The following is a 24072-nucleotide window of genomic DNA, read 5'->3' as shown; positions in this document are numbered from 1 at the left end:
TCGTGGAACTGGGTATTGCGGGAAAACAAGCATTGGTCTGTGCGGCCAGTAAAGGCCTGGGCAAAGGCTGCGCAATGGCCCTTGCCAAAGAGGGTGCCATGGTTACTATTCTGGCCCGACAGCGTGATGTGCTGGATCAGACGGCAGAAGAGATTCGGAATCAGACCGGTGCACAGGTCAATGTTGTTGTTGCCGATATCACAACGGAAGAGGGGCGGGACATTGCACTGGCGGCCTGCCCGGCCCCGGATATCCTGATCAATAACGCCGGTGGTCCACCACCGGGTGATTTCCGCGACTGGCGTCAGCAGCACTGGTTCGAAGCCATCAATGGCAATATGTACAGTCCTATCGACATGATTCGGCGCACACTGGATGGCATGCTCGAGCGACGTTTCGGGCGGATCGTCAATATCACCAGTGCCGCTGTCAAACAGCCGGTCAATGCCCTGGGCCTGTCCAATGGTGCCCGTTCTGGTCTGACAGGGTTTGTGGCGGGGATATCGCGGGATACGGCCCGTCACAATGTCACCATCAATAACCTGTTGCCGGGTTTGTTTGATACCGAGCGTGGCAGGGGTGCGGCCGCACTGATTGGTGGTGGTTCAGGGCTTTCTGCCGACGAATATATTGAAACACTTCCCGCCGGCCGATTGGGCATGATTGATGAGTTTGGCGCCACCTGTGCCTTTCTCTGTAGCCAGCACGCGGCCTATATCACAGGTCAGAACATTCTCGTGGACGGTGGAAATTATCGCGGCACGTTCTAGTCCAGGCACCCATTAACGTAGTATTCAGCTGAGCACCGCGTTTAACTGTTAATAAAACTCTGAGCCAGTAACACCAGAATCAGAATGGGGCAGCAATACTTCGCATAGTGGGGCCAGATTTTCCAGAACAGGCTTTGCTCCACGTCCGGATGACCGCTGCGAATTTCTTCAAGCACCAGATCCCGGTGCCACACCCAGGTCGCAAACACACAGATCATCAATCCCAGTAGGGGTTGGCTGTATTCTGTGGCGAGTGTGACCACCAGCCCGAATAGCGCATCGAAATTAATAATAATGACACTGCTGCAAGCAAAGATAATTGCCCCGATCAGCCAGGTGGCACTGCGTCGATGAGTGGCATGGTGTTCGATGGTGAACGAAACCGGCACTTCCAGCATGGAAATGGAGGAGGTTAGAGCGGCAATAGACATAAGGGCAAAAAAGACCATGGCCACCCAGATACCCACCGTGCCCATGTTTTTGAATAGCGCTGGAATTGTCTGAAAGATCAGGTCGGGACCGGCAATCAGGCTGCCGCTCTCGGTATAAATGCTCAGGCCCTGCTGTTGCGCGACAAACAGGGCAGGCAGTACCAGTAATCCTGCGAGAAAGGCTATAGAAGAATCCACCAGCGTGACGATAGCTCCCATGGTGGGCAGGCTCTCTTCCGGACGCAGGTAAGAGCCGTAAATCAACATGGTGCCGACCCCTAAAGACAGCGAAAAAAAGGCCTGTCCCAGAGCGCTGACAACCAGTTTGGGGTCCAGCAGCTGATTGAAATCCGGTATCAGGTAAAGTTTGAGGCCGCTGATGGCACCGGGTTGCAGCATCACATAAACAATCAGCCCGGCCATCATCAGAAACAGTGCTGGCATCAGCCGACAGGACCATTTTTCGATGCCTTCTTCAACTCCTGCAACAATGACACTGCAGGTGAGAGCTAAAAACAGAAAACATAACACCAGATTGCGCACAATGCTGTCGCTGGTCAGCCAGGACGCAAGAGTTTCTAACCCCAGCAATGTTGCCACCGGTTCAAAAAAGTAGGCGAGCATCCAGCCGGCGACAATGCTGTAAAAGGCGAGGATCAGCGATGCCACCAGAATGCCGTAAAACCCCGTCAGTTTTCCCAGAAGTTTTGATAGTCGGCCGGGTGCGATTGCCTGCAGTGCATGGACCATATTGGCTTTGGTATACCTGCCGATCACCAGTTCGGCCATCAGCGCCGGATAGGCAAGGCAGAATGCCAGCAGGAAATACATAAGTACGAACGCTCCGCCACCATTTTCTGCCGCATTGGTGGGGAACCCCCAGATATTGCCCAGCCCCACCGCAGAGCCGGAGGCCGCCAGAATAAAACCGGCTTTCGATGAAAACTCTCCGCGATGGGCTGACATAGATGAGGCTCAGGGTTTTAAAAACCCTATGTTAACGACTTTGAGCGGGGGCCGGAAATGTCAGCTGGTTAAAAGCACAATTTTTCCCGACTGGGAAAAATCAGCCATCAATTGACAAGCTTCGGCGGCTGCGTGCAATGGCATGACCCGGTCGATGTCGGGTTTCACCTGATGTCGGCAGGCAAAGTCCAGCATGGCGGCGAATTCGGCATTGGTGCCCATGGTGGTGCCCTGGATGCGAATTTGACGGAAAAACAGTTTCGGCATTTCCAAGCCAGTCTCCGGGTTGCCGAGTGTGGCACCGAAAAAAACAAATCGGCCCGCAGGTAGCAGGGTGTCCAGCAATGCATTGACGGCATTGCCCCCGGCGCTGTCAATAATGGCGTGAAAGCCGCCGCTTTGTTGCCTGAGTTTTCGGTAGCAATCGGGGTCGTGGTAGTTTTCTGCACCACTGACACCCAGCGCGATGGCATGGCTGAGTTTTTCCTGACTGCCGCTGGTGACATAAACTTCAGCGCCGAGTTTTAGACACCACTGAATGGCAAATCCCGAGACGCCACTGCCAGCGCCTGTAATCAGGATCCGCTGCCCCGGGCGCACTTCGGCCTGGGTAACACAGGCCCGCCAGGCGGTGAGGCCGGCGAGAGGCATGGCGGCAGCCTGAGCCCAGTCCAGGTGTGGGGGTTTGGGATGGACATTGTCGGCGGGAACACAAATTGCCTCGGCAAATGTGCCCTGGTCAGGCATGCCCAGAACACGGAAATCGGTACCGCAGCAGGCTTCGTCATCGCCCCAGTCCAGTGCTGGGTAGATCATCACTTCCTGGCCCAGAAGCCCGTGGTCAACATTGGCTCCTACGGCTTCCACTACCCCTGCACCATCAGATCCTGGTATGCATGGCAGTGTTAACTTCGGATATTTTCCAAGGGTTAGCCAGTAGTCTCGCCTATTGAGGGCGCATGCCCTGAGACGTACCCGCACCTCCCCGGGTAATGGTTCCGGGGTGTCTATCTCGTCTACGACAAGGGAATGTGGCCCCTCGGTTTTGGTCAGTATCACAGCCTTCATGCCATTCTCCAGTTGTTCGACATCGCCCCTTTACGGGAGCTTTCTCCAGCGTCTATTCTTGTCACTGTATGACGAAATAAAAAAATTAACGAATAATAAGTCAACAGCAGGTGGTGGTAATGTTCAAAAATATCCTGGTGCCTACCGGTCTTGCCGATAAAAATGAAAAAGCCATTCGTACCGCACTGAGTCTGGCAGTTCAGTCCGGTGCAAATATATATCTGCTGCATGTGCTCGAGAAGCTGGGGGGTGAAACCGATGCCGAAATGGAAGCATTTTATCTAAAGCTGGGGGAGACGGCCGATCATACATTGACCCAATGGCAGCAACGCTTTCAGTCGGAGTTTCCCGGTGTGCGAATTGAAAAAAATATTGTGTTGGGGAAACGTGCACAGGAAATTATCAATTTTTGCGAGAAGACGCATATTGATCTTATTGTGATGGCCTCACGCAGTCTTGAAACTGACCGGCAACCCTTCGGTACGCTCAGTCACCAGGTGGCATTGTTTTCTCCAATCTCCGTGCTGATGGTGCGTTGATTGTTTCCCGGTATCCGCCGGTGAAAAAATTTTGTTGTTAAGCCTTGAAATCTATTTTGCTGCACATAAATAAATTATGCGGATGTCATGTCTCTTGCAGAGTGGCAGTTCGCAACCCAATTTATTCATATTGCTTCATTAGGAGAATATATTATGGCAACAATAGATTTGACCCCACTGTATCGCAGCACGGTTGGTTTTGACCGTTTGGCCCCCATGCTGGAAACGGCCTTACGCAATGACCATGCGGCGGCTTATCCCCCCTACGATATTGAAGTGATCGACGAGAACCGTTACGCCATTACCATTGCTGTGGCAGGTTTTGAACGCAGCGAGCTGGATATCCAGGTTGAAAAAGGTGTGCTCACGATTCGCGGAAAAAAAGAAGCCGTGAAATCAGATCGTCGCTACTTGCACCAAGGCATAGCCCGTCGTGCGTTTGAGCGTAAATTCAACCTGGCGGACCACGTGGAAGTGACCGATGCCTCCCTGAACAATGGTTTGCTGGCCATCAGTCTGGTGCGCGAGATTCCGGAGGCGATGAAACCGAAATCCATTCCCATCAGCGATAACAGAACAACTCTGGAACATACCGCTGACGAGGACAAGTAGTCCAAGACCAAGGGGCGACGGGTTTTCCCGCCGCCCTTTAATTTGTCCCCTCTTCGGAATTTTTTCCGCCAATTTTTGTCCCATGATCAGCGGTTTTGTTGACCCTTGCCGACCGCCCGGCGTGTAGCGGCGGTAGGGTGTTTAAGCGGATCCACCCCATAAAAACCGGTTTACTGCCTTACGAAATGTAAACCTATAAATATCATGCCATCACTTATCAGGAGTTTTTACCATGCAGCAGATTAAACAGTTAATGCTCGCGGTATCCATGTTGTTTTTCGTTGCCTCCAGCCAGGCAGCGCTTCCCTTGAAAGACAGCTCAGGACAGTCCTTACCTACCCTGTCACCCATGTTGAAACAGGTGAATCCGGCAGTGGTTAACATTGCAACTTTTTCCAATCAGCAGGTGAATAATCCGCTGCTGAACGACCCTTTTTTCAGACGTTTCTTCAATATCCCCGACGATCAGCAGTTTCGCCAGCAGGCACCTAAAAAACGCCAGCAGAGTGCCGGTTCAGGCGTAATCATCGATGCCGATGACGGCATTGTGATGACCAATTATCACGTGATTAAAGGCGCCGACGAGGTCCAGGTTTCACTGGAAGATGGCCGTTCCTTCACGGCGGAAGTGAAAGGCGCTGATCCGGAGCTGGATATCGCCATCCTGGCTATCGAGGCCGATGATCTGGTGGCGGTGCCCATGGGTAATTCAAGTGATCTTGAGGTCGGAGATTTTGTAGTAGCCATTGGTAACCCCTTTGGCCTCGGTCAGACTGTGACAACAGGTGTGGTTAGCGCCCTGGGTCGCACTGGCCTGGGCATTGAAGGCTACGAAAATTTTATTCAGACCGACGCATCCATTAACCCCGGTAATTCTGGCGGTGCGCTGGTCAATCTCCGCGGTGAGCTGGTAGGTATTAACACCGCAATTCTGGCCCCTTCCGGTGGCAATGTCGGCATCGGCTTTGCTATTCCGGTAAATATGGCCAGGGCCAGTCTAGAGCAGATTGTTGAGCATGGTGAAGTTAAACGTGGTCAGCTCGGCGTAGGCATTCAGGACATCACTCCGGAGTTGCGGGACGCCTTTGAATTGAAAAATGGTCAGAAAGGTGTACTGGTAACCGGTGTTGGCGAGGACTCTCCTGCTGAAAAATCTGGTGTTAAGGCCGGGGATGTCATTATTGCCGTAGACGGTGAAGAGACAAGCTCGGCTGGTCAGTTGCGCAGCCAGATCGGGGTCAAGTCAATCGGTGAAAAAGTGAAGCTGACCCTCATTCGCGATGGCAAGAAAAAGGTTGTTGATGTAGTGGTGGGTGAGCCGCAACAGCTGACAGCAGTCAGCGGCAAGCTGCACTCATTACTGGAAGGTGCCCGTTTTGAAAATAATCCTGACGGCGACGGAGTGATTGTCGCCGGGCTATCGCCCAATTCGGGTGCCGCTTACAGTGGCTTGCGCCCAGGGGATGTTATTCTCGGTGCCAATCGCAAGCGGGTAGCAGACCTGGAAAGCTTCAAAAAAGCACTTACCCTGAGTGACAGCTCGGTGCTGCTGCACATTAACCGTGGTGGTCATTCGCTCTACTTGGTGATCCGTTGATCTGTCAGCAAGTATGAAAAAAGGGCCGGTGTTTACCGGCCCTTTTTTTGTTCTGTCGCTTTGTAACACTCAGCTTTAATGGGTGGGGACATACAGTTTGCGATAACCCTCCAGTTTGCGCAGCAATACATAGAAGATGGGAGTAAAGAACAGACCGAAGAAAGTCACGCCCAACATTCCGGAGAATACGGCGACACCGATATCGCTGCGCATTTCCGAGCCGGCACCACTGGAAAAAACCATTGGCACGACACCCATGATGAAAGCAAAAGAGGTCATCAGAATAGGGCGTAACCGCATGCGGCTCGCTGTGACGGCTGCGTGCCAGGTATCGCAGCCGCGATGCTCAAGCTCACGGGCAAACTCCACAATAAGAATGGCATTTTTACTCGCCAGTCCGGCCAGAACAAACAGGCTGATCTGGGTGAAGATATTGTTGTCGCCGCCGGACAGCCAGACACCGACAACCGCGGATAATACCGAGAGTGGCACGATGCTGATAACAACCAGGGGCAACACCAGGCTTTCATACTGTGCCGCGAGTACCAGAAAGACCAGCAGCAGGCACAGGGGGAAAATAAAGATAGCCGTGTTCCCACTGAGTACCTGTTGGTAGGTGAGATCTGTCCACTCGAATGTCATACCGGAGGGCAGAGTGCTTTCAAGAATATTGCTGATGGCATCCTGGGCCTGGCCGCTGGAATATCCGGGGGCGGCATCACCGTTCAGGTCGGCGGCAAGGTAGCCGTTGTAATGGGCGGCACTTTCGGGGCCATAACTTTCCTGCATTTCCAGCACACTACCGAGAGGAATCATGCTGCCCTCGTGATTCTTGACCTTGAGGTTCAGGGCATTTTCCGGGCTGGCGCGGTAGGGCGAATCGGCCTGGGCAATCACCTGGTAGGTGCGACCAAAGCGGTTGAAATCATTCACATATAGCGAGCCCAGATAGATCTGCATGGTGTCGAAGATGTCCTTGACGTTCAGCCCCAATTGCTTGGCTTTGGTGCGATCCAGATCTGCATAAAGCTGCGGCACATTAATCTTGTAATTGGAATAAACATTCATCAGGGCCGGATCCTGCCAGGCGAGTTGCTGCACCGCCTGCACCACCTCGGCGAGCCGCTCGTAACCCAGGTCTGCACGATCTTCAATCTGAAGCTTGAAGCCTCCCGTTGTGCCAAGGCCGCGTACCGGCGGGGGTGGGAAAATGGCAATAAAGGCTTCTTCTATGCCCGCATACTGCTGTTGCAGTCGACCGGCAATAGCCGCCGCCGAAAGCTCCGGGGTATTGCGTTTGTCGAAGTCTTCAAGGGTAACGAAGACGATGCCGGCGCTGGGGCTGTTAGTGAAGCCGTTGACGGAGAGACCGGGAAATTGCACCGCGTTTGCCACCCCTTCCTGCTGCATGGCGATGTTGCCCATTTCCTTGATAACGGCTTCGGTGCGGGCCAGGGATGATCCATCGGGTAGCTGCGCAAAGCTGATCAGGTATTGCTTGTCCTGCGGAGGAACAAAACCTTGGGGCAGGGAATTAAAGCCGACTGCCGTAGCGCCGATCAGCACCATGTAAATAGCGAAAGCCACAACCTTGTGGCTCAGTAAACCCGAAATCGAGGACGAGTAGGCTTCGGAGGAGCGTTTGAAACCGCGGTTAAAAAGGCGGAAAAAGCCACCGAACAGATAGTCCATAATTCGGGTCAGCCGGTCTTTCGGGGCATCATGGCCTCGTAATAATTTTGCTGCCAGGGCGGGGCTGAGTGTCAGTGAGTTAAACGCTGAAATCACTGTGGAAATGGCAATGGTCAATGCGAACTGCTTGTAAAACTGTCCGGTGAGACCGCTGACAAATGCGATGGGAACAAACACCGCCACCAGTGTTAGTGAGATGGCGATAATCGGACCGCTCACCTCCTGCATGGCGCGATAACTGGCCTCTTTCGGGTCCAGTCCGTCGGCGATATTCCGTTCCACATTCTCGACGACGACGATGGCGTCATCCACCACGATGCCGATGGACAACACCAGCCCGAACAGCGATAGGGTGTTGATCGAAAACCCGAACGCCCACATCAGAGCAAAGGTGCCAATGATGGAGACCGGTACCGCCAGTAGTGGAATGATGGACGCGCGCCAGGTTTGCAAAAACACCACGACCACTAGAACCACCAGCGCTAGCGCTTCGAGGAGTGTTTTCACCACTGCTTTGATCGAGTCGCGAACGAACACGGTAGGGTCATAGACCACCGAGTAGGAGACGCCCTCTGGAAAGTTCGGTTTCAGCGCTTCCATGGTGCGACGAACTTCATCGGAAATAGCGATGGCATTGGCACCGGGAGCCTGAAAAATTGGGACGGCCACGGCAGGCTGGTTGTCGAGCATGGCATTGAGGCTGTAATCCGCCGCTTCCAGTTCGATACGTGCCACATCCCGCAGTCGGGTAATCTGTCCCCGGTCGCCGGCACGAATGATGATGTCGCCAAACTCTTCAGTGGTTTCGAGCCTTCCTTGAGCATTGATGGGCAGCTGCACATCCACAGGGCTGGTCATGGGGGCGCCGCCAATGACACCAGCAGCCACCTGAACGTTCTGTTCGCGAATGGCGGCGATCACTTCGTTGGCCGAGAGGTTGCGTTCCGCAATTTTTTCCGGGTTGAGCCAGATGCGCATGGCGTAGTCGCCGGACCCGAACAGGCGCACAGTGCCGACACCCTCGACCTTGGCTAGCTCATCCTTGACATGCTTCAGGGCATAGTTGCGCAGATAGAGTTCGTCGTAGCGTTGGTCGGGAGACACCAGGTGAACCACCATGGTCAGGTCTGGCGAGCTTTTGACCACCGTGACCCCCAGCTGACGTGTCACTTCGGGCAGTCTGGGCAGCGCCTGAGACACCCGGTTTTGAACCATTTGCTGGGCCAGGTCCGGGTCGGTGCCAATCTTGAACGTGATGGTCAGTGTCATACGGCCATCGGAGGTGGCCTGGGAAAACATATAGATCATGTTTTCCACGCCGCTTAGTTGTTCCTCCAGTGGCCGTGCCACGGTGTCGGCAATGACCTTCGGGTTGGCTCCGGGAAAGCTGGCATTGACCACCACTGAGGGTGGCGAGACCTCCGGGTATTCGGAAATGGGCAGCTTGAACATGGCCAAAAGCCCTGCGATCAGAATCAGCAGGGACATCACTGCGGCGAATATGGGGCGATCCACAAAAAATCTGGAAATGTTCATGGTGATCCTTCAGCTTTGCCGGGGGGCGGTTCCAGGTTTAGTGATCAGTGGTTTCGGCCGGTGTTGAGGCGCTGACAATTTCGGCTTCAACCGGCATGCCGGGGCGGATATGCGACAGGCCGTTGACCACCACCAGTGATCCTGATTCCGGGCCACTTTCGATAACCCGCTGTCCTTGGTGGTGCTCACCCAGAGTCACTTCCCGGTAGCCGACGGTGTTGTTTTCATCAACGATATAAACGAATTTTTTATCCTGATTGGTGCCAATGGCCTTTGTGGGCAGCAGCATGACATTGGTTTCCTTGGGGGCACCGAGGTGTACGTTGGCATACATGCCGGGGGTCAGGGCTCCGTCGGTGTTTTCAAAAATGGCCCGGGCCCGGATCGTGCCGGTGGAAATATCCAGGCGATTGTCAAAGGCGTGGATTTTTCCCCGGTAGACCTTATCGTCATCTGCCAGTGTTAATTGCACAGGCATCTGACCGACGAGATCACGTTGCCGCATGGAGCGGATATAGGTCTGCTCGTCGACATTAAATTCTGCGTACAGTTGCTGGTTGGAAACCAGGGTGGCGAGTACTGGTGCACTACTTCCCGCTTCCACAATGTTGCCTACGGTCAACTCGGCACGACTGATCAGTCCCGTAAATGGCGCCTTGATATGGGCATATTCCAGGTCGAGTTTCGCTTTTACCAGGGCGCTTTCTGCCTCTTCAATGCGGGCATTTGCTATCCGGTATTCGTTGTTGGCGGCATCAAAAACGCTTTCGGAAACCAGCTGGCGCTCAACCAGCTTGCGCGCTCGGTCCAGCTCATCCTTGGCAAGGGTTGCCCGTGATCGGGCAGAGGTTAACTGTGCCTGGGCCTGCTGCACCTCGGCTTCATATGGCCGGGGATCGATAATAAAAAGCACCTCGCCCTGTTCAACCTGCTGTCCGTCATCAAACAGGACCTGCTGAATTTCGCCGCTCACCTGGGGTTTGATCTCGGCGCTGTTCACTGCCGTTAGTCGTCCTGAAAAACGGGTCCACAGTCGCACTGGTTCTACTTTCAGCTCTACTACTTCGACGTGCGTGGGTGGCGGCATGGGGTTGCTGGAGTCATCGGAATGTCCACTGATTGGCGTCAGGGTGTAATAGGTGCCAACTGCCAGCGAGAAAAGGACAGCAGCACTTAATAGGGGGCGACGAAATCCTTTGTTGTCGGCGTGGTCTTTCATGAGAGCTCCGTGCGCACTAACTGCTGATCATGATGGTCAGAACAAGCAGTCGGGAGTGTTTGTAGAATAGGATGGGCAAGCATACATACCGGTTGGTATGCTCGTCAATGGGGCGGACCTTTGTGGATGAATTGCGGAGGACTAGATTATTTCTTTTTTATTACAGTAGGTTAAATTTTATTTCTGCATCAGTGAGTGCTGCTGGAGACTGAAGATAGAGGTGTTGGAGGCAAAAGGATGGCTATTTAGACTTGCTTGGGAAACCAGATGGTATCTATACTTGGTCGGCTTTCCTGAAGAACCTACCTGTCTTATGTCTGTAACTGATACCCGTGAACGCCTGCTGGAAATCGCCCTGGAGCTGATTTGGCAAAGTAATTACAGCTGCGTTGGCGTTAATGAGATTTGTAAACAGGCCGGTGTGACCAAGGGTGCGTTCTACCATCACTTTGAATCCAAGGCGAGCCTGTTTTGTGAGGCTACTGCCTACTACTGGCAGGTGATCCGCAACGATCTCGATGCGGTTTTTTCTCCACTCAACTCACCACTGGTACAGCTGGAAAACCTACTGCACTTCCTCATCATGGCAAAGCTTGGCAATGATCAGGCAGGCATCCGCGGCTGTCCGTTTTATACCTCTGGTGCACAGATTGGCAGTAATGAAGAAAAGGTGATTGAGGCTCTGGAGCTGCTTTCCAGTAACGCAGTGAAATACAACGCTGCGCTGGTACATGGTCTGAAGTCTGGTGGTTACCTCGAAGAGGATGTGGATGTAGATGCGGAGCAGACAGGTTTGCTGCTTTATCACTTTATTCACGGTGTTTTCAGCTACGCCCATGTGCACGAAGTTGTTGAAAACACCAAGCGCGACCTGACGGTGGGTATCTACCGATTGTTGGGGCTGAAGCGTGAGCACTGGTATGCGGCAGAGCCCAACTGGGTGCCTCAACAGGCAAACTCCCACTTTGTTGAACAGGTGATGTTACCTCGCAGGAGTGATTAGGCAGGCGATGGGTAGGTAGGCAAAAGTACAGCTTTCTGCTTTTCTGAATGGTGCCTGCTTGGACTCGATAATCAGGTTGCCGACGTTAGTAACTCCGTAATCTGATTAATACTGCCGATACGTCCTTCCAGGACTATCTCTCCATCCACGGCCAGGGCCGGTGTATGCATCACTCCGGCATCTATGATCTGGTTCATGTCAGTTACTTTTTCCAACTCGTAATCAAGCCCTAGTGCCTGGGCGGCAAATTCGGTGTACTCCTGCAATTTTTCACATTTGCTACAGCCTTTGCCGTAAATAGTTAGCCTCATTGGTGTCACTCCTAGAAAAAATTGCCGTAGAGAAAGCCACTGATGGTGGCCATCACCACCACCAGGGAACAGTAAATAAGCGTCTTTTGGGTGCCGATGATAGTGCGGATCACCAGCATGTTTGGCAGCGAGATGGCCGGGCCCGCCAGCAGCAGGGCCAAGGCGGGTCCCTTGCCCATGCCGTTGCCGATCAAGCCTTCCACAATGGGGACTTCCGTCAGGGTGGAAAAATACATAAAGCCACCCAGCAGCGACGCCAACAGGGTGGACAGGAAACTGTTGTCGCCTACCGCCATTGTCACCCACTCGGAGGGAATGACCCCTTCAAAGCCAGGCCTGCCCAGCAGTAGGCCCGCCACAAATACCCCCGCGAGAAGCAGCGGGACAATTTGCTTGGTGAAGTCCCAGCTCTGTGCCGCCCATTCCCGGTCATCATCGCGCCCGGCAGCCAATAGCATCAGGCCGATGATGCCGGTGGCGAATGGAAGCTCGGGGGTGTTGGGGAACAGCAGCACCAGCAGGGCAATGGCTATGCCAAGGATGAGTAGATGGCGGGCGGGCCAATGCCAGCGCCACACCAGTAACGCGCCGAAGGCGACCGCCAGCAGTGCGGTGATCTGCCACTTCCAGTGGTGAATTAACATCCAGGTGGGGCTGTCGGCGGCCGCCCAGTTGGCAAATACCAGGATGCCGATCAGGAGTGAGAAGAAAGCAACGACGGCGCTCAGTGGCCGGTCACCATCCTCGGTGGCAAAGCCTTTCCCGGTGGCGGAGCGGGCCGCCTCTTCACGACGGTAGATCAGGTGCATGATCGCGCCGATCACCAGGGCAAACAGGATGGCGCCAACTGCCCGGGCAATCCCAAGTTCGGCTCCCAGCACCTTGGCTGTGACCACGACGGCCATAACGTTGATGGCTGGTCCTGAATAGAGGAAGGCGATTGCGGCGCCTAGTCCTGCCCCGCGTTTGTAGATGCCACCGAACAGTGGCAGTACCGTGCAGGAACAAACGGCAAGCAGACAGCCGGACACGGAGGCCACCCCGAATGCTATCGGCTTTGGCGCCTGGGGACCCAGATGGCGCATTACGGCACCCTGACTGATATAGACGGCCATGGCACCGGCGATGACAAAGGCCGGCAGCAGGCACAGGATCACGTGTTCCCGTGCATACCAGTGGGTCAGCCTGAAGCCTTCCATCAGGGCATTGTCAAAACGCGCCGCGCCCAGGGGTAAAAAATAGATCACCAAAAAACCGCTGACCATCAACAGCATCAAGCGCACTTGGGCCGGGTTCTGCTGATACAAGTTCAACCATTTGTTCTTCATTGATGCTCCTGGCGCTTGTTTCGGGTTATTAATTCACCCGATAAATCCGGTGGCCAGTTTGTTGTGCCGCCGAGAAATTTAAGTGTAGGGCTCTAGGGAGTATAAACCCCGGGTTAAACAAAGTGATTGCCCCGCTACGATTCAAGTTGCTTCAGGGCCGGATATGCGTTTTGGCAGGCGCAGCGAGATGATGGCGGCAGCGGCAATCAATAGTGTCGAAACCCACAGGCAGGCGGCGAGTCCGCTGACCTGAAACAGCCAGCCGGATAATACCGTGCCCAGCAGTCGCCCCATGGCATTGGCCATGTAATAAAAGCCCACATCCAGTGACACCCCGTCCTCCCGGGCATAGCTGACAATCAGGTAGCTGTGCAGAGAGGAATTGATGGCGAACAGCATGCCAAACAACATCAGCCCCGCCACCAGTACGGTGTTGGCCTGCCAGTCCAGAGTGATCGCCAGGGCAATTAGCGCGGGGATTGCTATTAGTGGCAAGCCCCAGGCAAAGGCCGTTTGGCCATCCGGTACTCGATTGCGCTGTCTGCCCGTCAGCAGCGGTGCCAGGGACTGGATAACGCCGTAGCCGATAATCCACAGGGCCAGAAAGCTGCCCACCTGCCAGTGATCCCAAGCGAGCGCCGCCGACAGGTACACCGGCAACGCCACCACGAACCACACATCTCGGGCACCGAACAGGCACAGGCGGGCTGCTGAGAGGTAATTGATCGGCCCGCTGCGAGAGAAAAGCTGGGTGAACTTCGGTTTCTGTTTTGCCGTACCCAGCTCGCCCCTCAGCGCCAGCAAACTCAGTAGCCAGACCACGGTGAGGCCCGCCGCCATGCTGGCCACGGTGGTGCGAAAGCCGAGCAGCACCAGCAGCGCCCCCCCGAGAAAGAAACCGGCCCCTTTGAGGGCGTTTTTCGATCCGGTCAACAGAGCCACCCAGCGGTACAGGGTGCCCATGGACTCTTTCGGCACCAGCAGCTTGATGGCGCTTTTGGCGCTCATCTTATTGAGATCCTTGGCGATGCCGGACAGGGCCTGGGCGGCCATCACCCAGGGCACCGTGAGCCAGGTCGCGGGCACGAGTAGCATGGCCAGGGCCACCACCTGCATCAGCAGGCCGATATTCATGGTGCGGTTGAGGCCGATGTGGGCACCCAGCCAGCCCCCCACCAGGTTGGTGACCACACCGAAAAATTCGTAAAACAGGAACAGCAGGGCGATCTCCAGGGGACTGTAGCCGAGATCATGGAAATGCAGCACCACCAGCATGCGCAGGGCTCCGTCGGTGAGGGTAAAGGCCCAGTAATTGCCGGTGACAATCAGGTACTGGCGGACTTCCTGGCTCAGTCTGGCGAGTGGTGACATGTGTTTTACTGGTCCTGCATTCCTACCATTCGTGCCAGTTCCACGGTGCGGTTGGCGTATCCCCACTCGTTGTCGTACCAGGCGTAGAGTTTCACTTGCGTATCGTTGATCACCATAGTGGAGAGGGCGTCGATGACGCTGGAGCGGGGGTCGGTCTTGTAGTCAATGGACACCAGCGGCCGTTCTTCATAGCCCAGAATGCCCTTTAGTTCGCCCTCGGATGCGGTTTTCAAAAGCTGGTTGACGGCTTCAGCAGAGGTGGCTTTTTCCACTTCAAATACACAGTCGGTAAGGGAGGCGTTGGCCAGCGGCACCCGTACTGCATGTCCATTCAGGCGGCCTTTCAACTCCGGGAAAATATGCGTAATGGCAGTGGCTGAACCGGTGGTGGTAGGGATCAGGCTCATGCCGCAGGCTCGGGCCCGGCGCAGATCCTTGTGCGGGGCATCGAGGATGGTTTGGGTGTTGGTAAGATCGTGAATTGTGGTCATGGAGCCGTGGCGGATGCCGAGGTTTTCATGAATCACCTTGACCACCGGAGCTAGGCAGTTGGTAGTGCAGGAGGCGGCGGTGATGATGGGGTGGCGCGTTTTGTCGTAGAGATGGTGGTTGACCCCCATCACCACGTTCAGCACCCCTTCTTCCTTGACGGGTGCGGTGACCACGACCCGTTTCACCCCTTGGTCCAGGTAGGCCTGTAGCGCCTGCCTGGTTTTTATCTTGCCGGAGGCCTCGATCACCAGATCGCAGTCCGACCAATCGGTATCGCCGATGGCTTTATTCTGTGTGCAGCGGATGCGGCGGTCGCCGATCAGCATATGTTCCCCGTTGGCCGTGGCCTCATGCAGCCAGCGCCCGTGGACAGAATCAAAAGTCAGCAGGTGGCCTAGAGTGGCGGCATCCCCGGCGGGGTCGTTGATCTGGACGAATTCCAGTTCCTCCCAGTCCCAGGCGGCGCGTAGCGCCAGTCGGCCCATGCGGCCAAAACCGTTGATTCCAACTTTGATGGTCATCCTAAAATCCTCGATGGTTACAGGGTTGAATGCCGTGGGTTAACAGCAGGCTCGGGCTCGCTCCGGGCGTTCGCCCATGTGGCAGAGGTTGTCGAGACTGTCTGAAAGGAACGCACTATTGTTTTGGGTGGCTTCCCTCAGAACGGTCCTGGCCCAGTCGGGCAGTGATGGGTTAATGCGGTAGAAAACCCATTGCCCCTGGCGGCGGTCCTGCAGTAATTCGCACTGACGCAGCTGGGCCAGGTGACGGGAAATTTTCGGTTGGCTTTCCCCGAGGGCAGCGGTGAGTTCGCACACGCAGAGTTCGCCTTCCCCTTCGATCAGCATGAGAGAGCGCAGTCGGGTTTCATCGGCCAGACATTTGAAAAACTGAACAGGATCCATGTTGCCACGCCTTGTGTGAGTCATTTCTGGCGCCATGATATCTGAAATATCATATATATGATATTTCAGATATATGACGGTATGCTCAGCTTGTCCTACGGTGAAGCAAGATGTATGGCAGGTGGTAGTGGGGTGGACGGAGGTCAGTCGTCACTGTGGTGCAGTTTGATATCCCGGAGACGTTCGCGGTATTTGTCCTTGGCCAGTTCCTGCAGGTCGGCCACCTGGTCTGTTTCATCCACAATCTCCCTGCCGAGCAGGGTTTCGATGGCATCTTCCAGGGTAACGATACCGGCGGTCTGGCCAAACTCGTCTTCTACCCGGAACAGGTGGGCTTTGTGTTTGAGAAACAAATCGAGGAGTTGCTGCACCGGCAGTTTTTCGGAGACGGAAAGAATCGGCTTGGCAATGTCTGACAGTGGCATGTCCTTGTTGCCGGCGCGTTCGGCATCAAAAAGGTCGAGGCGAAATATCTTGCCAGTGATGTTGTCTATGCTCTTGCCATACACCGGAATCCGGGTGAATTCCCGGGTTCCCGGCTGATCCAGAGCTTCTCTGATGCTCATGGTTTCGGGCAGGGCGTGGGTCACGGTGCGCGGTGTCAGAATTTCTTCCGTTTTGATATCCCGGAGGCGCAGCACGTTGGATACGTATTCGTTCTCCCGGTTGAGCAGGCTGCCACCTTTTCTGCCCAGTGCCGCCAGGGCAATGATTTCCTCACGGGTAATTTCGTGGTCGTGGTCGCTGCTGAACAGTTTTGTCAGCCGGGTTGACGCCCAGACCAGGGGGTAAACAATCCGTGACAGCCAGCCAATTATGTAAGCGCAGGGTATTGCCAGTCTCCGCCAGTAGGTGGCGCCCAGGGTTTTCGGGATGATTTCCGAGAAATACAGAATAGCTAGGGTGAGCAGAATGGCGATCAGGGTTTCCCAGCGTTCGCCGTAGATCTGCACTGCCTGGGAGCCGACACCCACGGCGCCCATGGTGTGGGCGAAGGTATTCAGAATCAGAATTGCTGAAATGGACTCGTCCAGTTGCTCCCTGATGCGGGCAAGCACTTTGCCGGACCGGCTGTTGGATGCCTGGAGCTGTTCGACATAGGCCGGGGTAGTGGACAGCAGTACAGCCTCCAGCACCGAACAGAGGAAGGAAATGCCGATGGCAATAGCCAGATAAATCAGAAGTAGCGTCATGGCAACACTTTAACTTTCTGAGGAGGTGTTATGAAGCAACAGATGAGTTGTTTTTTACAGATTATGCCCCGGTGTCTTGTTAATGTTGTGTGCAAAAGGGTGCGAGCTTCTGTGTTAAAATTCCGGCAAGCATTATTCATTATTATTCCTGCCTATGAGTCAGACTGCCAAACTGCATATCGCCAGTGAATCCGATCACCGTGATATCGTGGAAAATTATCTCAATCAGATGCATGAAGAGCCGCGTTATACACCGGAGGAAGAGGTGTATTACCGTTCCCGCATCAAACAGTTGCTGCAGGAAAAAAATGCAGTGATTGTTGCCCATTACTACACCGACCCGGTGATTCAGCAACTGGCTGAGGAGACCGGTGGCTTCGTGTCGGATTCCCTGGAGATGGCCCGTTTCGGTAGCACTCACCCGGCAACAACTCTCGTGGTTGCCGGTGTGAAGTTCATGGGTGAAACCGCCAAAATTCTCACCCCTGAAAAAACGGTACTTATGCCAACTCTGGAGGCGACTTGCTCTCTGGATATCGGTTGCCCTGCTGACGATTTTACGGCCTTCTGTGACCAGCACCCGGATCGCACCGTGGTGGTCTACGCCAATACTTCAGCGGCGGTGAAGGCCCGGGCTGACTGGGTGGTGACCTCCAGCATTGCCCTGGATGTGGTGGATTACCTGGATAGCCGCGGTGAAAAAATTCTCTGGGCGCCGGACAAATATCTGGGCAGTTACGTACAGAAAAAAACCGGTGCCGACATGCTGCTGTGGGACGGCAGCTGTATCGTTCACGAGGAATTCAAGGCCCGCGGTGTCGAGAGTCTGAAGCAGATGTATCCCGATGCGGCGTTGTTGGTGCATCCAGAGTCACCGGATGCGATGGTTGATATTGCCGATGCGGTGGGTTCCACCTCGCAGTTGATCCATGCCGCAAAGACCCTGCCCAATAAACGCATGATCGTCGCTACTGACAGCGGGATTTTCTACAAAATGCAGCAGGCTGCGCCGGACAAAGAGTTGATTATTGCGCCTACCGCCGGCGAGGGGGCCACCTGTCGCAGCTGCGCCCACTGTCCGTGGATGGCCATGAATCATCTGGAAAACCTGATGACGTCCCTGGAACAGGGTCTCAATGAAGTTCACGTTGACCCGGAGGTTTCCAGGCAGGCAATGGTGTCATTGCAGCGTATGCTGGATTTCCGCGAGCAGCAGCTGGCTGCTGAGTCTTCAGGGTCTGTAGGGGCTCGCTGAACTACCCGCCCCTGAACTCCTCCATTTTTTTCTGCAGTTGTTCCAGGTCACGCAGTTGCTGGTCAATGATGGCAACTTCCTTGAAATCGTTAATCAGCAGCTTGCGGGCATAGCCCAGCTGATCCCGGGCTTTGTCAAAGACGCCATTCAACAGGTAGTACTGGGCACGGGCTTTGTGAACCCCGGAGATATTTCCGGCCAGGCCGCTGACTTCAGCGAGTTGAAACCAGATATAGGGGTTGTCCGGGTACTCCGGAGTCATAGACCGCAGTAACTGTTCCGACTCTGTAAAGCGGTTTGCCTTCATGTAGGTTTCCGCCAGCGACATGCGCAGGGGGTAGCTGTCGGCGTGGCGGCGCAGCAGCTGCTGACTTTTTTCGATGGCATTGACAAATTTCTGTTCCTGACGGTCCAGCGCAATATCCTGCAGGCGGTAGGTCAGTTTTCCGGGTGAGGCTTTTAACAGCGGTGCCAGTGCTTCCCGCGCCTTGCCGGTGTTGCCCAGTGCCGCATGGGCAAGTACCGTGCCGTAGCGAGCGGCTTCATGGTTCAGGCTGTCGCCGTCCAGTTCGCTCTGGAAACGGTTGAGTGATGCCGCCGGATTCTGATCCATGGCCATCATTGAGCGGGCGCGCATCAGGTGATATTCCAAGTTATCCGGATAATATTTTTTCGGATACTGGGCAATGCGATTGTTGGCATCGGCCACACGGCTCTCGGTAAGTGGGTGAGTGAGGAGAAACTCAGGGGGCCGGTTGCCGGTGTAGCGTGTGGCTCGCAGCATCTCTTCAAACATGCCGCCGACTGCCGAGGGGTCCATACCGGCGGCGTAAACGGTTTCAATGCCAAGGCGATCTGCTTCCTGTTCATTTTGCCGGCTGTAGCGCAGGGAGTTTTCGAGGCTGGCGGCCTGGGTTGCCGTCATCGCTGCCATGCCCGCATCTCCACCCACGGTAGCCGCCAGTACTAAACTGGCCAGCATGCCAGCCATGGAAACCATGCTGTTCTTACGTTGTTCGGCCACACGACGGGCAAAGTGTCTCTGGCTCAAGTGCGCAAGTTCGTGGGCCAGCACGGATGCCAGCTGGTCCTCTGACTTGGCGTAGCGGAACAGTCCGAGGTGGACGCCCACTACGCCACCGGGCACTGCAAAAGCGTTCATGGAAGCGTTGTTGATGGCCACCAGGGACAGGCGGTGGTCCTGTAGTTCGCTGTGGGATGCCAGATTGTGTAATAGCCTTTCCAGGTAGTCGTGTAGCAGCGGATCGTTATATTCGGAAATGCGGCTGCGATAGGCCCGTAACCATGCCTGACCCAGCTCGTATTCCTGTTGTGTTGATATGACCGCCGAGGAGGTGTCTCCCAGAGAGGGTAGCTGAATATTGGCGGCGCGGGTTTCCGGGGTAAGGAATATCGCCAGGCAAAGTGCCATGGTGGTTAGAAAAGTACGTGGACGGTTACTGGACACTAATTCTCAATCCATTTTATGGCCTCTCAGGCCGGGTTTTTGGCATGTTAACGTAACTCTATGACCAAATTCATTGTGATTCGTGCAGTTTCTCCCTAAAAACCTTAGCGGATATTAAAGCTGAGGGCTTGTCCCTTGATGCGGGCTGGGGGATTACGTAATCTGCCTGCTACCTGATAGGCATAATGTCTGGCGAGGAGCCGGTATGTGGAAAGTGCTTGATTCCTGGATTAACCGTTACTTCGGTGAAGAAGAAGCGGTATTGCTCACTTTCGTGCTGGCGTTGGCGCTGGTGGTGATGGTCACCATGGGTGAGATATTGGCACCTTTTCTGGCGGCGATGATTTTTGCTTTCCTCTTGCAGGGCAGTGTCAACCGCCTGGTGGCCTGGAAGGTGCCCCGGTTGCTCGCAGTTATTCTGGTGTTTCTGATGTTTGTGGGCATATTTCTGGCGATACTGGTGATCCTGTTGCCCCTGATCGGTCGCCAGGCGGCGAACCTTACCGGGGAAATTCCCGCCATGGTGAAGCATTGGCAGAGTGTGCTGATGCTGCTGCCGGAAAAATATCCGCACCTGATTTCAGAAGTGCAACTCAAGGATCTACTGTCCCAGGCATCGAAAGAAGTTGCTGGAATGGCGGAGCGTATCGTGACCTTTTCCTTCAGCACCTTTCCCAGCGTGGTGGTGATGATGGTCTATCTGGTACTGGTGCCATTGCTGGTCTTTTTCCTGCTGAAGGACAAGGATGAACTGCTGGCTATGATGTCGGCGCTGCTGCCCAAGGAACGACCGGTCATGTGGCGGATCTGGCATGAAATGAACATGCAGATGGCCAATTACGTGCGTGGCAAGGCGATCGAAATCCTGGTGGTTGGTCTGGTGACCTATGTCGCTTTTCTGATCATGGGGTTGCAGTACGCGGCATTGCTGGCGCTGCTGGTGGGGTTGTCTGTGGTGATTCCCTATATCGGCGCGGTGGTGGTGACAATTCCGGTCACGGTCGTTGCTTACTTTCAGTGGGGTTGGGGCAGTGACCTGTTTTGGTTGGTGATCATCTACGGCATCATCCAGACACTGGACGGTAACGTGCTGGTGCCCTTACTGTTTTCGGAGGCTGTGAATCTGCACCCGATTGCCATCATTCTTGCCGTGCTGGTGTTTGGCGGGCTGTGGGGCTTCTGGGGAATTTTCTTCGCCATTCCCCTGGCGACATTGGTCAAGGCGCTTTATAACGCCTGGCCGCGAACTGATGCCGGCGAGACGGTGTCTGAGTAACTCCATTTATTTATTGTGCGTTTAAACAAAGACGGATTTTCATGAAAAGAATCGTTGTAGCTTTCGTTTGTCTCCTGTTTGTTGTCCCCGCCTTTAGCGAGCTTCTGGTCAGGGAGGATATCGCCCGCAGTGAAGGGGATACATCTTCCTACCGCTATCTGTTGCTGCCTAATAATCTACAGGTGTTATTAATCTCGGATGCGACGGCCGATAAGGCCGCGGCATCTCTGGATGTGTTTGTCGGCAGTTCCAGCGATCCGCTGCAACGGCAGGGGTTGGCGCACTTTCTTGAGCACATGCTGTTTCTGGGAACTGACAAATACCCTGAGCCGGATGAGTATCAGGCCTTTATCAGTGAGCATGGTGGTCGCCATAACGCCTACACCTCGTTTGAGCACACCAATTATTTCTTTGATATCAACCCGGCAAGTTTTGAATCGGCTCTGGACCGTTTCTCCCGTTTTTTTGTGGCACCGCTGTTTAATGCTGAATATGTCGATCGGGAAAAAAATGCAGTGCACTCTGAATACAAGGCGCGTATCAAAAATGATTACCGGCGCCAGATGGATGTTTTCAGTCAGGTGGTGAATCCCGAGCATCCGGCTTCAAAATTTAGTGTCGGTAATCTCGATACCCTGGAGGACCGCGATGGAAAGCTGCGTCAGGATCTATTGGCCTTCTATAAAGCCCATTATTCTGCCGATCGCATGGCGCTGGTCGTGCTGGCGCCGCGTAGCCTGGATGAACTGCAGGCAATGGTGCTGGAACGCTTTCAGGAAGTGCCCAATTTCAAGACAGAAAAACCGTTCCATGGTCAGCCATTGTTCAGGGAGGGCTCGCTGCCTTTGCTGGTGACCATGCAGCCCGAACGTGAATTGAGGGAACTGTCCCTGACGTTTCCCATGCCCGCCATGCATGAATTCGATCGTCAGAAGCCCTTGGCGTACCTGGGTAATTTGATTGGTCACGAGGGTAAGGGTAGTCTGCTGGAGGTACTTAAATCCCGTGGTCTGGCAGAAGGGCTGAGAGCCGGCGAGGGCATTGCCGATCGCAGTGGCAGTAGCTTTGATGTCACTATCGCGCTGACGCCAGCTGGTTATGATCAGTGGCGTGAAGTCTTGTCACTGGCCTACAAGGAAATTGACCTGGTCAAGCAGCAGGGTATTGCTCAATGGCGATTTGAAGAGCAGGGCGCTCTGGCGGATCAGCAGTTCCGCTTCAAGGAGTTGAGTGACCCGATCAACCGCGTCAGCGGTCTCGCAGCCAACCTGCATGAATACCCCTACGCGGATGTGATGCGTGGCCCGTACCGTATGGATGAATACGATGAAGCATTGCTAACGCGCATGCTTGAGTACCTGACTCCGGACAACGCCATGGTGATGCTGATGGCTCCCGATGTGGATACAGCCAGGATGACCGAGAAATATCAGGTACCTTACGGCGTAACCAGGGTGTCATCCCTACCGGACGTCGTTGCCGCCCAGGATCAGCTCGCTCTGCCCGAAGCCAATCCCTTTGTGGCGAAAAACTTTGATTTGAAGTTTCCGCAAAGGGCGGCCCAACCGGAAGAGCCGAAGACGTTGGTTAGCAACCCCCATTACCGACTCTGGCACTATGCTGACAACTATTATCAGGTACCTAAAGCGCAGCTCTATGTGGCGATTCGCGGCGCGGGAGATGGCGGCTTGGCGGAAGCCGCCATGACTGACCTATATGTGCGTCTGGTGGAAGAAACCTTGAATGAAACCAGTTATGAGGCTGCTCTGGCCGGCTTGCGCTACGGGGTTAGCCGTGGAAGCGATGGTGTCGGCCTGCTGTTCAGTGGTTTTGATGACAGGCTGCCGCTGCTCGTTGATGTGGTCACTGAAGGTCTGTTGAAGCCCGATACGTCGGCAGAACTGATTGAGCGTCTCAGGCAGGAGTTGATCCGTCGTTGGCGCAACTCGGCCAAAGACACTCCGTACCTGCAGTTGATGCGTGAGCCCAGCTACTTGCTGGATGTGAATGCCTGGCAGCCAGAGCGCTTGGCAGAAGCGTTGGAGGCTCTCGATCCGGAAGTGTTCCGGGAATTTGTCGCCGGGCTCTATCGTGGCGTTTATCTGGAAATTTTCGCCAGCGGTAATATCGATGGTCAGTTGGCCGCTGAGATGGCTGAGAAATTGTCCTCCAGGGTCGTCAGTGGAGATTCGCAGCCGTGGCCTGAGCGGGGTATTACCCGAGTGCTGCCCGGCGCAAAAATGCAGGTGCCCATGGCGATTGACCATAAAGACGCGGGCATACTCCGCTACTACCAGGGCCGCAACGACAGTGTCGAGGAAACGGCCCGATTCCTGTTTTTGCGACAGCTGATCAAGGCGCCGTTTTTCCACGATCTGAGAACCCAGCAGCAGCTCGGCTATGTGGTGGCGGCAGTGGATCAGGGGCTGGACCGTGTCCCGGGTTTTGGCCTGCTGGTGCAATCACCGGTGGCTGACGTACCGGCACTGGAGGTTGCGATCGACAAATTTACCGAAGACTTCGCTGGGGTTGTAAGCGCTCTCAGCAGCGAAGAATTTGAGCGTCACCGTGCGGCCATTCTCACTGGTCTCAGGGAAAAACCCAAGAGCCTGGCTGAGCAATCAGCCCGCTACTGGGGCAGCATTGATTTGCGTGATTATGACTTCGCTCGACGTCAGCAGGTTATTGCGGCCATTGAGGAAATGACCATGCCGCAAGTGGTGGAAACCTATGGGCTGATTATGCGCGAGGCCGGTTATTCCCTGCAGCTGGATAGCCGCTCCGGCAACTTTATGGGCGGTGATGGTTTTGCGGGTGAAAAAGACATTTATCGCCTTCCTTCCAATAATTTGTAATAAAACTATATTTTTTGTAAAAATAAAAATATCTTTAAATACATAAAGATAGGTGTTTTTAAAAGGGCTTTTGATCGCGAAGGGTTGTCCCAAAGTCGTGGTTGAAAGCCCTTTTTTATGTAGTTATACTACACGCCGTTGGCACATGCGTGAGCCGCAAACTCATATAGCCGGAGGATGTTCTA

Annotated in this window: 19 protein-coding genes; 8 read left to right on the top strand and 11 right to left on the bottom strand. The window is 54.6% G+C overall.

Translation table 11 applies throughout. The features are described from left to right. Positions 1 to 2: 2 nt before the first annotated feature. Positions 3 to 770 (top strand): SDR family oxidoreductase, encoded by a 768-nt coding sequence (locus Q8A57_RS03325; protein WP_305169504.1) that lies wholly within the window; start codon positions 3 to 5, stop codon positions 768 to 770. A gap of 41 nt (positions 771 to 811) precedes the next feature. On the opposite strand, the gene Q8A57_RS03320 is transcribed toward Q8A57_RS03325, so the two are convergent. Then, positions 812 to 2167 (bottom strand): sodium-dependent transporter, encoded by a 1356-nt coding sequence (locus Q8A57_RS03320; protein WP_305169503.1) that lies wholly within the window; start codon positions 2165 to 2167, stop codon positions 812 to 814. Positions 2168 to 2227: 60 nt separating this feature from the next. Continuing rightward, positions 2228 to 3235 carry a zinc-binding dehydrogenase gene (locus Q8A57_RS03315; protein ID WP_305169501.1) on the bottom strand — a complete coding sequence of 336 codons (1008 nt, stop codon included), beginning with the start codon at positions 3233 to 3235 and terminating at the stop codon, positions 2228 to 2230. A 119-nt stretch (positions 3236 to 3354) separates the two neighbouring features. Here Q8A57_RS03315 and Q8A57_RS03310 point away from each other — a divergent pair, with 119 nt between their 5' ends. From Q8A57_RS03310 to Q8A57_RS03300, 3 genes are all read left to right on the top strand, one after another. Next, positions 3355 to 3774 carry a universal stress protein gene (locus Q8A57_RS03310; RefSeq protein WP_305169500.1) on the top strand — a complete coding sequence of 140 codons (420 nt, stop codon included), beginning with the start codon at positions 3355 to 3357 and terminating at the stop codon, positions 3772 to 3774. Positions 3775 to 3927: 153 nt separating this feature from the next. Continuing rightward, complete coding sequence (locus Q8A57_RS03305) at positions 3928 to 4386, top strand: Hsp20 family protein (RefSeq protein ID WP_305169499.1); 459 nt, start codon at positions 3928 to 3930, stop codon at positions 4384 to 4386. Between the two features lie 232 nt (positions 4387 to 4618). After that, positions 4619 to 5983, top strand: a complete 1365-nt coding sequence (locus Q8A57_RS03300) for a Do family serine endopeptidase (RefSeq protein WP_305169498.1) — start codon at positions 4619 to 4621, stop codon at positions 5981 to 5983. Positions 5984 to 6058: 75 nt separating this feature from the next. Here the strand turns inward: Q8A57_RS03300 and Q8A57_RS03295 are convergent, their stop codons facing one another. Next, positions 6059 to 9211 carry an efflux RND transporter permease subunit gene (locus Q8A57_RS03295; protein WP_305169497.1) on the bottom strand — a complete coding sequence of 1051 codons (3153 nt, stop codon included), beginning with the start codon at positions 9209 to 9211 and terminating at the stop codon, positions 6059 to 6061. Positions 9212 to 9248: 37 nt separating this feature from the next. Then, positions 9249 to 10430, bottom strand: a complete 1182-nt coding sequence (locus tag Q8A57_RS03290) for an efflux RND transporter periplasmic adaptor subunit (RefSeq protein ID WP_305169496.1) — start codon at positions 10428 to 10430, stop codon at positions 9249 to 9251. A 313-nt stretch (positions 10431 to 10743) separates the two neighbouring features. On the opposite strand from Q8A57_RS03290, the gene Q8A57_RS03285 reads away from it, so the two are divergent. Continuing rightward, positions 10744 to 11433: a TetR/AcrR family transcriptional regulator gene (locus Q8A57_RS03285; RefSeq protein ID WP_305169495.1), complete on the top strand. Its 690-nt coding sequence runs from the start codon at positions 10744 to 10746 to the stop codon at positions 11431 to 11433. A gap of 71 nt (positions 11434 to 11504) precedes the next feature. Here the strand turns inward: Q8A57_RS03285 and Q8A57_RS03280 are convergent, their stop codons facing one another. The 6 genes from Q8A57_RS03280 to Q8A57_RS03255 form a co-directional block, all read right to left on the bottom strand. Continuing rightward, positions 11505 to 11744, bottom strand: coding sequence for a thioredoxin family protein (locus tag Q8A57_RS03280; protein WP_305169494.1), 240 nt, complete (start codon positions 11742 to 11744; stop codon positions 11505 to 11507). Positions 11745 to 11755: 11 nt separating this feature from the next. Further along, positions 11756 to 13072, bottom strand: a complete 1317-nt coding sequence (locus tag Q8A57_RS03275) for a permease (protein ID WP_305169493.1) — start codon at positions 13070 to 13072, stop codon at positions 11756 to 11758. A gap of 141 nt (positions 13073 to 13213) precedes the next feature. Continuing rightward, on the bottom strand, positions 13214 to 14443 hold the full coding sequence (arsJ, locus tag Q8A57_RS03270) for an organoarsenical effux MFS transporter ArsJ (RefSeq protein WP_305169492.1): 1230 nt from the start codon (positions 14441 to 14443) through the stop codon (positions 13214 to 13216). 5 nt (positions 14444 to 14448) lie between these two features. Continuing rightward, on the bottom strand, positions 14449 to 15456 hold the full coding sequence (locus Q8A57_RS03265; RefSeq protein WP_305169490.1) for an ArsJ-associated glyceraldehyde-3-phosphate dehydrogenase: 1008 nt from the start codon (positions 15454 to 15456) through the stop codon (positions 14449 to 14451). A gap of 39 nt (positions 15457 to 15495) precedes the next feature. Continuing rightward, the gene (locus Q8A57_RS03260; protein WP_305169489.1) at positions 15496 to 15840 is read right to left on the bottom strand and encodes a metalloregulator ArsR/SmtB family transcription factor; all 345 of its coding nucleotides are present in this window, start codon (positions 15838 to 15840) and stop codon (positions 15496 to 15498) included. A 143-nt stretch (positions 15841 to 15983) separates the two neighbouring features. Further along, complete coding sequence (locus tag Q8A57_RS03255; protein WP_305169488.1) at positions 15984 to 17033, bottom strand: CNNM domain-containing protein; 1050 nt, start codon at positions 17031 to 17033, stop codon at positions 15984 to 15986. Positions 17034 to 17187: 154 nt separating this feature from the next. Here Q8A57_RS03255 and nadA point away from each other — a divergent pair, with 154 nt between their 5' ends. Beyond that, complete coding sequence (nadA, locus tag Q8A57_RS03250) at positions 17188 to 18288, top strand: quinolinate synthase NadA (protein WP_439651638.1); 1101 nt, start codon at positions 17188 to 17190, stop codon at positions 18286 to 18288. A 1-nt stretch (position 18289) separates the two neighbouring features. On the opposite strand, the gene Q8A57_RS03245 is transcribed toward nadA, so the two are convergent. Further along, on the bottom strand, positions 18290 to 19756 hold the full coding sequence (locus Q8A57_RS03245; protein ID WP_305169487.1) for a M48 family metalloprotease: 1467 nt from the start codon (positions 19754 to 19756) through the stop codon (positions 18290 to 18292). Positions 19757 to 19961: 205 nt separating this feature from the next. Between Q8A57_RS03245 and Q8A57_RS03240 the strand changes: the two genes are divergently transcribed. Together Q8A57_RS03240 and Q8A57_RS03235 are read left to right on the top strand one after the other, a co-directional pair. Then, entirely contained in the window at positions 19962 to 21032 is a 1071-nt protein-coding gene (locus tag Q8A57_RS03240; RefSeq protein ID WP_305169486.1) for an AI-2E family transporter, read from the top strand. 41 nt (positions 21033 to 21073) lie between these two features. Continuing rightward, entirely contained in the window at positions 21074 to 23887 is a 2814-nt protein-coding gene (locus Q8A57_RS03235) for an insulinase family protein (protein WP_305169485.1), read from the top strand. Positions 23888 to 24072: the final 185 nt, after the last annotated feature.

The sequence above is a fragment of the Porticoccus litoralis genome (assembly GCF_030676955.1).
GTDB classification, from domain to species: Bacteria; Pseudomonadota; Gammaproteobacteria; order Pseudomonadales; family Porticoccaceae; genus Porticoccus; species Porticoccus litoralis.
This window is presented reverse-complemented; position numbering and strand designations above follow the sequence as displayed.